Here is a 13646-nt window from a genome sequence, read left to right as displayed (position 1 = left end):
AAGCTATTATGTTTGTGTTCATAATATTAATTGTTTAACCCTAAAAAATTAAAAAATGAACAAAGCAGAATTAATTGATGCAATCGCATCTAGTTCAAAGTTAACAAAAGCTGACGCTGGTCGTGCTTTAGATTCTACAATCGAAGCGATTCACAAAGCTTTAAAAAAAGGCGATCGTATCGGTTTAGTAGGTTTTGGTTCTTTCTCAGTTGCTAAACGCGCTGCAAGAACAGGCCGTAACCCACAAACAGGAAAAGAAATTAAAATTGCTGCTAAAAAAGTAGTAAAATTTAAAGCAGGTTCTGATTTAGCAGGAACTGTAAACAAATCAAAATAATTTACGCTCTTTTGAGTTGAGAAGGCCGCCCTGCAAAGGGCGGCCTTTTTTGTTTGACTTTTCTCAGCTTCGCCATTTTATAACAGATTTTATATGATTTTAATGAATGTGGGTTTGTGAGTTAAAGAAAAATAACATAAATTTGGTAGAATATAGTTCACTAACAAACTACTTTAAAACAAACAATAATGAAAAAACAAGTACTAATCGGATCGGTCTTATTAGCAGCAATAAGTTCCTTTTCACAAAGTGGTATTAAGCAAAAGCCTACGGGCTTGATTAATACCAAGATCATTTCTCAACAAAAATTCGGCAAAGAGAGTATGGCTCCTGTAGCGAATGTTAATCCGGTTAACCCTTCTGCACCAGCAGTAGCAAGCGGATCGAAAAACACTTCGATTACATGGCAAAACTTTACGTCCTCTATGAATATTTATGGTGTAATTATCAGCTATTGTAAACCTTTACAATGGAATGATGAATTAAACGCAGTTTCGTTTATTCACAGAAAATCTCCAACTTATGTAACTTCACCTCCTCCAGGATCTACTGCAGCAACGGGTGCAATTAACGCGATGATTTCTTTAGATTGCGGAACTACCTGGGATAGTACAGCAGTATTCCAAAATAACTCACATTGGGGCCGTTACCCAGGTGGTGCTATTTATAATCCTGCAGGAAATACTAATATCAATAATGCTTATGTAGTGGCTGCTGGTCCAACAACCGGTGCTAATACAACAACATGGATTGGTAACTTTTATGCAAGTAAAAAATTAGGAACTTATGATAATATTCCTCCTGTTGCACCTGGTGCGCAGCAAGTATTCACTACTTCTACTGGTGCGAGCGCAAACATTCCTTCGAGACATGATTTCGCTGCTTACGGGTTTAACGCCACAGATGATGGAAAAGTAAGAGTGTTAGCTGGAATTACAGATGATATTTCTACCTCAGATACTGCTGTTATGTTAATGACAGGTACTTTTAACACTAGTACAAGTACTTTTGACTGGGCTGGAAAAGTTTTTGATCCGCCAACAACAGTATCTCCTTCTGACAATACAGAAAACTGGGTTTCACGTCCAATCATGGCATGGAACGAAACAGGGAAAGTTGGTTATGTAGTTATTATGGGTTCTAGATTAGGTGCAACCAAATCTAACGTAGGTAACCAACCAATCGTTTATAAAACTACTGACTTCGGTGTTACATGGACATTAGAGAACGGTATCAATTTTGATTCTGGAGCTTTTAATGATGTAAAAATGCGCATCTGGCCAACTTCTGTTGGTGGAGATACTATTCCTAATTTCTATTGGGGTGAAGGAATTGATTGCGCTGTTGATGCAAATAATAAATTACACATTTTCACTTCTGTTTTAGGGCATGCAAGTGGCGATCCAGATTCTTTAAATTTCATTAATCAATGGGGTACAGAATTATACCTTTGGCCACACGAAGCAACAGCTCATCCATTCTTATACGATTTCGTTTATGATGGTGACAATGCTACGCCAAAATGGTCACATATTTTAATTGACTCTATGTCTACTGAAGGTCCTTCAGGAACTTCTGGTAGTGCAGGTTATAGTGATAATCCTTGGGATGCAGATGCTACAAATTCGAATGCTAAAGTAAGAATTGATGCACGTTTACAAATGAGCCGCACGCCTAATGGAAAACAATTATTGTATACATGGGCTGAATCGGATACATTATTTACAGATGCTCAGAAAAAATGGAATGTATTACCTAACATCAAAGGACGTTTATTTGATGTAGACGATGATACTTTAAGTCCAACTGAAATCGATTTAACTATTGATGGAGCTGCTGCAGTTGCCAGTCACGCTATGTACCACTTCATTTCTCCAAAATTTAAATTGGTATCAAGAACAGCTAATCAAATTACGGTTGATCTTCCTACAACTGTTTCAAATAGCTCTCCTTATGCACAATTAACTACTAATCAACACTGGTATGCATGTGCACAAATGGATTTCGAACGTCCTGCAACTACAGGCACTGTTACAAATCCGGTAGGCATTGCTGAAAACAGTGCTAACAGCGCTAATAACAGTTCTATTTACCCTAATCCTGCTAAAAACAATGCAACTTTAAGAATGGATCTTGCATCAAATTCTAAAGTAAACATTCAGGTTATGAATGCAGTAGGACAAGTTGTTAAAACTATTAGTTCTGAAGGACAAACAGGAACAAATTCATTCAACGTTGACTTGAATGGTTTATCCAGCGGTATTTATTTTGTTAATGTAAAAGTTAACACTGCTAGCAGCACTAAGAAATTGGTGATAGAATAAGCTTATCGTTTTAATATAAGAAGCCGCCCCATAAGTGGGGCGGCTTTTTTTATAAGTGGTCGTTCGTGAAGACTTGTATGGGTAGGGATTTTGTACCTTAGAGAATTGATAATTTAAAAGAAAAACTAACACCATGAAAAAACACTTACTTCTCGGATCGGTCTTATTTGCAGCAATGAGCGCCTTCTCACAAAACGTGCAAAAGCCGCGACCATCGGGATTGGTAAATTCAAAGATTATTGCCCAAAATAAATTCGGAGATGAAGCCTTTCCTACGGCTGTTACAAATGAGGTAAAGCCTCACGCTTCGGCAGCGAAACCTAGTTCTCCTACCACCTGGCAAAACTTCACCGCCTCAATGAACATTTATGGCGTTGTAATTCCTTACTGTAAGCCTTTACAATGGAATGATGAATTAAACGCAGTTACTTTTGTTCACAGAAAGAGCCCTACTTACTCAAACAACGGAACTACTACTGATACCCAATCAGGTTCGATCGTTACTATGATTTCTCTTGATTGCGGTACAACATGGGATAGCACACTTGTTTATGCAGACGCGGTCAATCGTGGTCGTTATCCTCAAGGTGCAATTTATAATCCACAAGGGAATACAAATATTAATAATGCGCACATTGTAACTACAGGTCCTGTTACTCTTGGTTCGGGATTTGTTGGAAATTTTTACGCCAGCAAACCTTTGGGAACCGCTAATTATAATTCAACAATTAGTGCGGTACCAGGTGCAGTTCAATATTACGTTTCTACAAACACCTATTCAAATCTTGGTATGCATGATTTTTCTGCCTATGGCTTTAGTGCAACCGATGATGGAAAAATGAGATCATTGGCTGGTATTACTAATCATGTAACAGATGTGGATACAGCTATAATGCTTGTTACAGGAACTTATAATAATGGTGTATTTAATTGGACAGGGCATGTTTTTGATCCTCCTGTAACTGTTGCTCCTACTGATAACAGCGAGAACTTTGTTTCACGACCAATGATGGCATGGAATGAATCGGGAAAAGTAGGTTATGTTTTAATTCTTGGTTCAAGATTAGGAGCTACAGGTTCTAACGTAGGTTACCAACCCATCGTTTATAAAACAACCGATTTTGGAGTTACATGGACTTTAGAAAACGGCATTGACTTTAATAATGTGGCTTATAAAGATGTGAAACGTTCTTTATCAACTGTACAAACAGATAGCACGCTTGAAGTGCCTTTCTTCAACTGGATTGAAAGTATTGATTGTGCAGTAGACGCTAATAATAAATTACACATTTTCTCTACTGTTATCGGACAATACAGTAACGATCCGGATTCTATTGGTTATACTACAGTTTTTGGAGCGGAAGGTTATAGATGGCCACACACAGCAGGTTTCAGACCATACCTTTGGGATTTTACTTACGATGGAGATAATGCCACACCCTCATGGTCTCATATGTTAATTGACTCTATGTCTTCTGAAGGTCCTGCGGGAGTTTCGACTGGAAAAGGATATCTTGATAATCCATGGGATATGGATCCATTACAAACGAACCAAAAGGTTAGAATCGATGCGCGTTTACAAATGAGCCGTACTCCTGATGGAAAACAATTAATATACACCTGGGCTGAGTCTGATACAGCATTTACCGATGCACAAAAAAAATGGAACGTACTTCCAAATATTAAAGCGCGTTTATTTGATGTAGTAACCGGGTCATTAAGTCCAACAGAAATTGATGCAACGCTCGACGGCGGAGCCGAAGTAGCAAGTCACGCCATGTATGATTTTGTTTCACCGAAATTTAAACTAGCGCAGACAGTCGATAAATTTACAGTAAATCTTCCTATGACTGTTTCAAATAGTTCGCCGTATGCGCAAACTACAACGAATCAACACTATTATTCTTGTTCTCCTCTGGAATTTGAAAAGCCAATCGGCATTATCGACGGAATTAAAGAAAATAAGAATACTATTGCTGCGAACAGTTCTATCTTCCCTAATCCTGCGAAAAATAGTGTGAGTGTAAAATTAAATCTTGTGAACTCTTCAAAAGTTCAGGTTGAGATTTTAAATACTATTGGACAAGTGGTAAAAGCTGTGCAATCACAAGGTCAAACAGGTGTTAATGTTGTTAGTGCAGAGCTAAGCGGATTATCAAGTGGTGTTTATTTTGTAAACATTAAAGTAGATAACGCATCAAGTACTAAAAAACTAATTATCGAGTAATACAATTTTTCTTCTTTAAAAAAGCCGTCCACAACATTGTTGAGGACGGCTTTTTTTATTTAAAACATTAAAATGCAGTTACCATTATTTTGTTTTTTGTCACCACTTGTATCAGTAAGTATACTCGATGTATAATACAACTAGGTAAAAGAGGTTTTCGGTTATATTATTATATAAAATTTACCCGATATGAAAAAACAGTTACTTCTTGCATCAGCCTTACTGATAACCTTCAGTGCTTTTTCGCAAACACCCAAGAAAACAAGACCTGCCAGGCATCTGGTAGATGTTAGTACAATCATGAACTACAAATATGGAGCGAGTGAAAGTGCAATTCCTATTAACTCAAACGGCGCTTCTCATGCTAATCTGACAAGAGGCTCAAAGAAAAATTCTTCCGCAATTGTCTGGAACAGTTTTACATCTTCTATGAATATTTATGGATCGAGCAACAGTTATGTAAAGCCGCTGCAATGGAATGACGAACTAAATGCTGTTACGTTTATTCATCGTAAATCGCGCACGTATGTTTCGTCTCCAACAGTTCCGGTAAATGCAGAGAATGGAACCATAGTTACAATGATCTCAAAAGATTGTGGTGAAAACTGGGACAGCACCTGCATGTGGGTGAACGCAACAGAATGGGCAAGATATCCAGGCGGTGCAATTTACAATCCTCCAGGAAATACGAACATAGATAGTGCTTATATGGTGGGTAGCGGAGCAACCACGCAACTGGGCGCAACCGATTGGACTGGTAATTGGTACGCAAGTAAAAAGCTAGGGGCAGGTACTTACAACAACGCGCCTTCTACACTATCTAATGCAGTACAATATATGCCAACGGCAGGGCCCTACAGTGCTACCCTTGGCAGACATGATTTTGCAGCCTTCGGTTTTTCTGCAACAGATGACGGAAAAATGCGGGTGTTGGCAGGTATAACCAATTATAGTACAACACCTTCTTCAGATACGGCGCTGATGCTTGTTACCGGAGTTTTTAATAATGGGGTTTTTAATTGGTCCGGACGCCACTTTCCGGTACCTGTTACTATTAATGCTAGGAACAATACTGCTAATTTTTCTTCACGGCCTATGATGGCGTGGAATGAGCAAGGTACAGTAGGTTACATTGTTGTAATGGGAGCTAGAATAGGTGCAAGCGGTTCTAATGTTGGATTTCAACCTATAGTTTATAAAACACTGGATGCTGGATTAACGTGGATTTTGGAAAATGGTATTGACTTTAATTCGAATGCATTTAATGATGTAAAGCGTCCGCTGGTAGGTGTAACAAATGACAGCACTTTAAAAGTTCCTAACTTTTTTTGGGGAGAAGGCATGGATTGCACCGTTGATGCTGGAAACAAACTGCATATTTTCAGTACAATAATTTCACATCCAAGCGATCATAAAGATTCCCTTGATTTTATTGTTCAGTTTAAATCACAAGAGTATTTATGGGCACACGAAAGATTATTCCATCCTTACCTCTACGATTTTATTTATGATGGAGCAAATACTTCGTCACCCAGCTGGTCGCATATTTTAGTAGATTCCATGTCAAGTGAGGCCCCAAGCGCAACTGAAGGATCGCCCGGGTATGATTTTAACCCATGGGATAAAGATGGTCAGAAAGCAAATGCTAAATTTCGCCAGGATGCCCGTTTGCAAATGAGCAGAACTGCGGATGGCAAACGCATTGTTTATACGTGGAGCGAGTCGGACACTTCTTTTACCGATGCCCAAACAAGCTGGAACATTCTTCCAAATATTAAAGCAAGGCTGCTCAATGTTCAAACAGGAAAAATAAATCCTATTGAATTGGATCTCACGGGAGAAGCTTCAGAAGTTCTGGGGCACGCGTCCTGTCACTTTGTTTCGCCGAAATGTAAACTGGTTAGTTCTACTGACTTTGGCGACGTGCTAATGCTTCCGATAACGGTATCAAACAGTGATCCGTATTCGCAACTTGGACCAAACACCCATTGGTATGCATGCGCTTCTCTGGAATTTCTTTACGATGGTGTTGGTTTAGCGGAAAACACGCTTAACAGTGTGAAAGAAAGTTTCATTTATCCAAATCCAACTAAAAGCAATGCGACCTTAGCTATTGATCTTAAAGATAATTCTAAAATAAAAATCAGCGTTATGAATTTAATGGGTCAGCAGGTGAAATCAAAAACAGTTGAGGGTTCTATTGGGTCTAATGCTATTAACTTTGAATTAGACGGACTTGCCAGCGGCATCTACCTGGTGAATGTGACTATAAATAATGCAAGCACTACTAAGAAACTTATTATTGAATAAGTCCTTTTTCAATAATAAAAAACCCCGCCCCTGAGTAGGGAGCGGGGTTTTGCTTTAAATGTTTTTTTATTTAGACAGTTCAGCTACTCCGGATAATTTTCCAAGCGCTAATCTTAAGTTTGAAATGATTGCAGGAACATCTTCCAGTTTGCAGGTACCTACTGAGAGCCTGTACCAGTTTGATTTTTCGGAAGATCCAAAAGCATAGAAAGGAACGATTGCTAATTTCGCTTCATCCAATAAATATTTTGTAACATCTTTTGTTGTTTCTAAAACTTTTCCTTCGGAAGTAGTCTGACCATGCAAAGCAAATTGGACTGTTAGGTAGATTGCAGCTTGCGGACTAATGGCGTTAACGTGATAACCTTCTGCTTTTAATTCCATCAAACCTTTGTAAAAGCCATCGAGGCGGGCATTGATCTTATGTTTTTGTTCAACAAGAAAGGCATCGTATTCTTTTAAATCTGATAAATATTTTGCTGTAGCCAATTGTTCTGCTTTTGGCGCCCATGCGCCCACGTGCGTTAAAATGGATTTCATTTTATCGATAATAAATTTCGGACCCATGCTCCATCCAACGCGCACGCCGGTAGCTGCCAGAGATTTAGAAATCCCATCCACAAACAAAGTGTAATTTTTCATTTCCGGACGAAGTGTTACCGGGTCGTAATGTTTAATGCCTGTATTTGTAAGCGCCCAGTAGATCTGGTCGTACATAAGGTAAACTGGTTTTTTATCAGGACCTCTTTTTTTATTTTCCGCAAGAATAAGATCACAGATTTCTTCAAGACCTTCTTTTGTAAAAACTGTGCCTGTTGGATTTTGTGGCGAACACAAGGCGATAAAAGTTACTTCGCCAATGTGCGGTTTAATATCGGCCGCAGTCGGCATAAAATTCTGTTCAGGCGAAACCTCTATCATTATTGGTTTTGCGCCATTCAGATAGGTGTAATGATTGTTGTTCCACGAAGGTGTGGCAAACAATACAGAATCTTCAGCATCTACTAATGCTCTGAAAATACTGTAAATGATGGGTCTGGCACCACCTGCAATTAAAATTTCGTCTGCTTTGTAATCAAGGGAAGCTCTTTCTTTTAAGAGTCCGCTTACTGCCTGACGCAGTTCCAGCATTCCGTCGGCAGCGGGATAATTCGTTTGATCGTTTGTATACTCGTCAATGATAAGCTGCTTTAGCTTTGCAGGAATGGGAAACTCTTTCGGGTTAAAATCACCAATGGTAAGATTGTAAATTTTTTCTCCGTTTTTAATTTTTTCATTTACTTCAGCTGCAAGCTTAATAATTTCTGAGCCAATAATATTTTCGGCTATTTTAGAGACCTTCATCATAAAAATTTTCCGCAAGGTATAATTTATTGCGCTTTTTAAGGTAAATTTTAAATCACAAATTACGACAACGATACCGGCGCTTGTTTTCAGCGTTTTTTTGACAAAGAGTAGAATGGGGGTTCAAAAATCTAAATCCTTTTAATAAATTAAAGAAATCAATATATTAGCTGAAATTTAAACACTACCGCCTCCTTTTCAAAGCAATTTAAAGCGTTAATTATCGTATGAGAAGACTTCAGTTAGAGGATTTATCGAAGAAGCTTGGTTATTCAAAAACCCTGATATCCATGGTTTTGAATGGAAAAGGGAATCAATATGGCATCAGTAAAAAAACGCAGGCAACTGTTTTGGATGCCATAGCAAAGCTGAATTACACGCCTAATAAATTTGCCAAATCGCTGCGTACAGGTAAGAGTTATTTTGTGGGATTAATTGTAACCGACATTGCCAATCCATTTTATTCAACCATTGCAAAGAGTATTGAAAATGTTCTTTTTGAAAGCGAATACAATCTGATGGTTTGTAGCACTGAGGAAAACGAAGAACGGGAAAAACTCCTGGTAGAGATGATGGTAAATCAACAAGGGGTAGACGGCCTGATTGTAGCATCGACGTTTAAAAATTCAGCGTTTTATGAGCAGGCCCGTTTTTCTAAAACGCCCATTGTTTTTATTGACAGAATTGTGCCTTTGTTCAATGCCAACTATGTTGTAATTGATAACTACGGGGGTTCTTCTGATATAATAAATCACCTTGTAGAAAAAGGATGTAAAAAGATTGCCTGTTTTGCCGTAACGCCGTTGTACCTCAGTACGATTGAGGACAGGGTTAATGGTTATAAAACCGCGGTTACAAAACATGGACTAAAACAAGATGAAAATTTAATTAAGGCCATAACATTCGATCACATTAATGAAGATGTTGAAAGAAGTCTGAGAGAGCTATTAGAAAGCGATGCAGACGTTGACGCCATTTTTGCTTTAAATAATCACATTGCTGTTTCTTTATTAAAAGCACTTCGGAAAAAAGAATTCGAAAAATTTTCTAACCTGGAAATCGCATGTTTTGATGATATCGAACTTTTTAATATTGCAGATAAAAAAGTAATGTCTGTTTCACAACCGATAGAAGAAATTGGAAGGAGTTCTTCCGCTTTGTTATTAGATATTATTTCGGGAAAACAACTATCGAAATCCAACCTGGTATTGCCTACCCAGCTGATCGTGCGTTAGAACTAACAGGGTCAAATAATTCTACTTCGGCAAGAGGGTTAAACAGGTAGATGGCACCCGTACTGATTTCACGGCATTTAAAACGCTTTCTTATTTTCTCTAATTTTTGAAAAACACGTGATCCATTGTAGAGAAAGACTGCATTTGTAGGAAGGTATTCTAAAAAAACCGTGTCCGATTGTTCATCGTGCAATTTTAATGTTCTTAACAAATTAAGGTCTGAACAGCTTGATGCAGCTGGGTTAGCCATGTACCTTCTTAAAGCGGCAAAAACTTCCAGCGGAAAAATATCTGTATTCAAAAAGGGTTGGATCAGGATCTGGAAATTCTGTTTCCACTCTCGTCCATGAGGATTTACTGAATTTTTAAATTGGTTATAGGTTACGAGATGAGCCACTTCATGAACAAGCGTAATTAAAAACGCATACTTGTTTAAGTTGTGATTGATGGTGATGGTGTGATTTAGTCCAGCATGCGGAGCGGTGTAGTCTCCGAGGCGCGTACTGCGTTCTTTTTTTATTTTGAGTTTAAAGTCGTACTTAATAATCCATTCGGCAATCTTCTCTACGCTTTGCTCCGGCAAATATTTTTTTAATATTTCCGAGTTTTTCTGATACTGAACTGACCTTAGATCCACAGTCAAATTTAATTATCTTTGGCATAAATTGGGTACCCCAAAACACTAACTTTACCAACATTATTTAGTTAATGGAATCAAAGAAAATAATAGAACACATCGTAAGCTGGTTGAAGAATTATTCAGAAAATTCAAGAACAGAAGGTTTTGTAATAGGCATTTCAGGTGGTATTGATAGCGCAGTTACGTCCACACTCTGTGCTATGACTGGCAAAAGGGTTATTGCAGTGAATATGCCCATAAGGCAATTTAAAACAGAATTCGATAGAAGTAACGAACATATTGAATGGCTGACTCAAAAATTTGAAAATGTTGAATCTGAGAAAGTGGATTTAACACCCATTTTAGAAAGTTTTGAGAAGGCTTTAAATCCAGACATTCAGGATTTTCTAACTATGGCCAATACCAGAGCGCGCATCCGCATGACCACCTTGTATGCTTTTGCAACCCGCTACAAATTACTGGTGGCAGGAACAGGAAATAAGATTGAAGATTTTGGAGTTGGTTTTTTTACCAAGTACGGAGATGGTGGTGTGGACTTAAGTCCGATTGCTGATCTTAATAAAAGTCAGGTTTATGAGCTGGCAAAAGAATTAGGAGTTGTAACAACCATTCAAACAGCTCGCCCAACAGACGGATTATTTGCGGATGGTAGAACAGATGAAGATCAGATAGGAGCTACCTATCCAGAATTGGAGTGGGCTATGGACTACCTGGAGAATAAAGAAACTTATAATTTAGACCAAAGACAAAAACACGTCATGGAAATTTATATGACGCGTAATAAAGCCAATAAACATAAAATGGATCCTATTCCTGTGTGTCAAATCCCTAAACTACTTTTAAAATGAAACAATTGATTTTGCTTTTTAGTTTTGTTTTCTTCCTGATCTCTTGTAAAGACAAGAAGAAAAATGATCCAGAGCCAGAACCTTCAGCAGGGGCGATAAGTAAACAAGTTAGCGTAAAAATAAACGGTACCGACTTTAGTTGTGCCAGTTGTGGAAACACTTATGCCAGTGGTGGGATGAGCGGTGTAAATTTTAGTGAAGGGGGTAGTAATCGATTTCTTTTTAGTATCACCGGCTTTTTAAAGCCAGGAACCTATAACATGGTACCATTCGGAAACCCATCTTTTACTTATGAAAAAGATGGCCGCTATTTCAGAGGGCGAGGTTCTCTTACCATAACTGAAACAGATACATCCAGCAATGGTGCATTGAAAAAGTTTATAGGAACTTTTAATTGTGTCACCGATACAAACACAAATAATGGTGTGTTTTATAAATTTACAGAAGGTGTTTTAAATATTAATTTTAAATAAAAAAAGATGTTTGGAAAAATGGGCGATATGATGGGCAAGCTTCAGGAAATGAAGCAGCGCTCAGAAGAAATTAAATTAAAACTTGATGACACGATCATCAAGGCAGAAGGAGCAGGCGGTGACATCAAGATTGAAATTACCGGCAACCGAGAATTTAAAAATATAACGATCTCCGGGGCTTTACAACATGGCGATAAACAAGAGTTGGAAGAGCAACTTTTGATTGCACTTAACAGAGCGGTTCGTGAAGCAGATAAAGTAAATGAGACGGCCATGAAAGACGCGGCTTCAGGGCTAATTCCAGGATTATAGATATGGCAGTAATATTACCAGTAAATGGCATTTCTCCAAAGTTGGGAGAGAATTGTTTTGTAGCACCTAACGCTACCATCGTGGGTGATGTTGTAACCGGAGATGATTGCAGCATCTGGTTTAATGCCGTAGTGCGCGGTGATGTAAACAGCATTCGCATGGGCAATAAAGTAAATATACAGGACGGCGCGGTGATTCATTGTACCTATAAAAAAACAACGGTAAGTTTAGGTAATAATGTCTCGGTTGGACATAATGCGATTGTTCACGGTTGCAAAGTAGAGGATAATGTTTTGATTGGCATGGGAGCCATAGTAATGGATAACTGCGAGATTGGAAGTAATACCATTATTGCTGCGGGTGCAGTTGTTACGGAAGGCACAAAAGTTCCAAGTGGTTGCATATTTGCGGGCGTGCCTGCAAAAAAGATAAAAGACATTTCGCAGGAATTAATCCATGGCGAAATAAACCGCATTGCTGAAAATTATTTGATGTATAGCAGCTGGTTTAAATAATTTACCACTAAGGCACTAAGGCCACTGAGAAACACAAAGATTAAGTAAAGATTTATCTTGCTATTTTTTTAATTCTTGCATGAAGGCCTGTAACTCCCATCACCTTGTGTTCTGCGTGCCTTAGTGGTTACTCGCCATTAAACTCCGGTTTTCTTTTTTCTAAAAAAGCACTTAATCCTTCTTTGTGATCGCGTGTATCTGCCGCTTGCACCTGCATGTGTTTTTCGAGATCCAGTTGTTGTTGAAGTGTATTACTATAACTTTGATTCAAAAGACGTTTAGTATATCCAATGGCTTTTGTTGGCATTGCTGCAACATGTTGCGCATTTATAATAGCTTGTGCCATAAGATCAGTGTCGTCAAAAATCTTGTAAATCATTCCGTACTGCATTGCTTCTGCAGCGGTTACTTTGTCGCCTGTAATCATTAAAGCGCTTGCCATGTTAAAGCCTACAAGTCTTGGAAGTGTCCATGTTCCGCCGCTATCCGGAATCAAACCGATCTTGCTAAAAGCCTGGATAAAACTGGCAGACTTTCCAGCGAAAACAATATCACAAGCTAAAGCGATGTTTGCACCTGCTCCAGCTGCTACGCCGTTTACAGCGGCGATAATGGGTTTTTCCATGTTTCTAATTTTGAGAACGATTGGATTATAATGCTCCTCCACAATTCTTTCAATGCCGGGACCGTTAGGATCCATAGCCTCTACAAGATCTTGTCCGGCACAAAATGCTTTTCCTTCTCCGGTTATAACTATGGCGCGGATGTTTTTATCTTTTTCCGCTTTATCTAATTCGGAAATTAATTGCAGAGCCATTTCGCGGTTAAAGCTGTTGAATTTATCAGGGCGGTTTAATTTGAGAATTAAAACGTTGGTTTTTGTTTCGGAGAGAATAAACGACATAGTATTGAATTTATATTTTTTTGTTATTTTAAGCTAAGCCTGTCAGTTCGAGCGTAGTCGAGAACGACTTTAGGGGTGATGCCTCATCTCGACTACGCTCGATGTGACAGTCGACGCAACAAAACTGGCTCAAAAGAGTCGTAACTCTTTTGCCGTGCCGGATGTGACAGTCGACGC

General features: G+C 38.5%; 12 protein-coding genes. 9 read left to right on the top strand and 3 right to left on the bottom strand.

Features of this window, described 5'->3' with window-relative positions:
• Window positions 1–55: 55 nt before the first annotated feature.
• The 4 genes from CNR22_07655 to CNR22_07640 all read left to right on the top strand — a co-directional run bounded on the left by CNR22_07655 (window position 56) and on the right by CNR22_07640 (window position 7198).
• Complete coding sequence (locus CNR22_07655) at window positions 56–337, top strand: DNA-binding protein (protein PBQ31647.1); 282 nt, start codon at window positions 56–58, stop codon at window positions 335–337.
• A gap of 188 nt (window positions 338–525) precedes the next feature.
• The gene (locus tag CNR22_07650) at window positions 526–2661 is read left to right on the top strand and encodes a hypothetical protein (GenBank protein PBQ31646.1); all 2136 of its coding nucleotides are present in this window, start codon (window positions 526–528) and stop codon (window positions 2659–2661) included.
• 133 nt (window positions 2662–2794) lie between these two features.
• Complete coding sequence (locus tag CNR22_07645) at window positions 2795–4888, top strand: hypothetical protein (protein PBQ31645.1); 2094 nt, start codon at window positions 2795–2797, stop codon at window positions 4886–4888.
• A 189-nt stretch (window positions 4889–5077) separates the two neighbouring features.
• Window positions 5078–7198 carry a hypothetical protein gene (locus CNR22_07640; GenBank protein ID PBQ31644.1) on the top strand — a complete coding sequence of 707 codons (2121 nt, stop codon included), beginning with the start codon at window positions 5078–5080 and terminating at the stop codon, window positions 7196–7198.
• A 66-nt stretch (window positions 7199–7264) separates the two neighbouring features.
• Here CNR22_07640 and CNR22_07635 read toward each other — a convergent pair whose 3' ends face one another.
• Window positions 7265–8542: an aminotransferase gene (locus tag CNR22_07635; GenBank protein PBQ31643.1), complete on the bottom strand. Its 1278-nt coding sequence runs from the start codon at window positions 8540–8542 to the stop codon at window positions 7265–7267.
• Window positions 8543–8769: 227 nt separating this feature from the next.
• Here CNR22_07635 and CNR22_07630 point away from each other — a divergent pair, with 227 nt between their 5' ends.
• Window positions 8770–9777: a hypothetical protein gene (locus CNR22_07630; GenBank protein ID PBQ31642.1), complete on the top strand. Its 1008-nt coding sequence runs from the start codon at window positions 8770–8772 to the stop codon at window positions 9775–9777.
• On the opposite strand, the gene CNR22_07625 is transcribed toward CNR22_07630, so the two are convergent.
• Window positions 9755–10375, bottom strand: a complete 621-nt coding sequence (locus CNR22_07625; protein PBQ34850.1) for a sprT domain-containing protein — start codon at window positions 10373–10375, stop codon at window positions 9755–9757. The two genes, CNR22_07630 and CNR22_07625, sit on opposite strands and share 23 nt — an antisense overlap.
• Window positions 10376–10485: 110 nt before the next feature.
• Here CNR22_07625 and nadE point away from each other — a divergent pair, with 110 nt between their 5' ends.
• Genes nadE through CNR22_07605 form a run of 4 tightly spaced genes read left to right on the top strand, consistent with a single transcriptional unit; the run spans window position 10486 to window position 12565 of the window.
• Window positions 10486–11265, top strand: coding sequence for an NAD(+) synthase (gene nadE / locus CNR22_07620; GenBank protein PBQ31641.1), 780 nt, complete (start codon window positions 10486–10488; stop codon window positions 11263–11265).
• Complete coding sequence (locus CNR22_07615; protein PBQ31640.1) at window positions 11262–11738, top strand: hypothetical protein; 477 nt, start codon at window positions 11262–11264, stop codon at window positions 11736–11738. Before nadE ends, CNR22_07615 begins: the two co-directional genes overlap by 4 nt.
• Before the next feature lie 6 nt (window positions 11739–11744).
• Window positions 11745–12050: a nucleoid-associated protein, YbaB/EbfC family gene (locus CNR22_07610; GenBank protein ID PBQ31639.1), complete on the top strand. Its 306-nt coding sequence runs from the start codon at window positions 11745–11747 to the stop codon at window positions 12048–12050.
• Between the two features lie 2 nt (window positions 12051–12052).
• The gene (locus CNR22_07605) at window positions 12053–12565 is read left to right on the top strand and encodes a gamma carbonic anhydrase family protein (GenBank protein ID PBQ31638.1); all 513 of its coding nucleotides are present in this window, start codon (window positions 12053–12055) and stop codon (window positions 12563–12565) included.
• 127 nt (window positions 12566–12692) lie between these two features.
• Here CNR22_07605 and CNR22_07600 read toward each other — a convergent pair whose 3' ends face one another.
• Window positions 12693–13469, bottom strand: a complete 777-nt coding sequence (locus tag CNR22_07600) for a 2-(1,2-epoxy-1,2-dihydrophenyl)acetyl-CoA isomerase (protein PBQ31637.1) — start codon at window positions 13467–13469, stop codon at window positions 12693–12695.
• Window positions 13470–13646 lie beyond the last annotated feature (177 nt).

This window comes from Sphingobacteriaceae bacterium (assembly GCA_002319075.1).
Lineage (GTDB): Bacteria > Bacteroidota > Bacteroidia > B-17B0 > Aurantibacillaceae > Aurantibacillus.
Note: the sequence above shows the minus strand (reverse complement) of the source record. Positions and strands in the feature narration are given on the sequence as shown.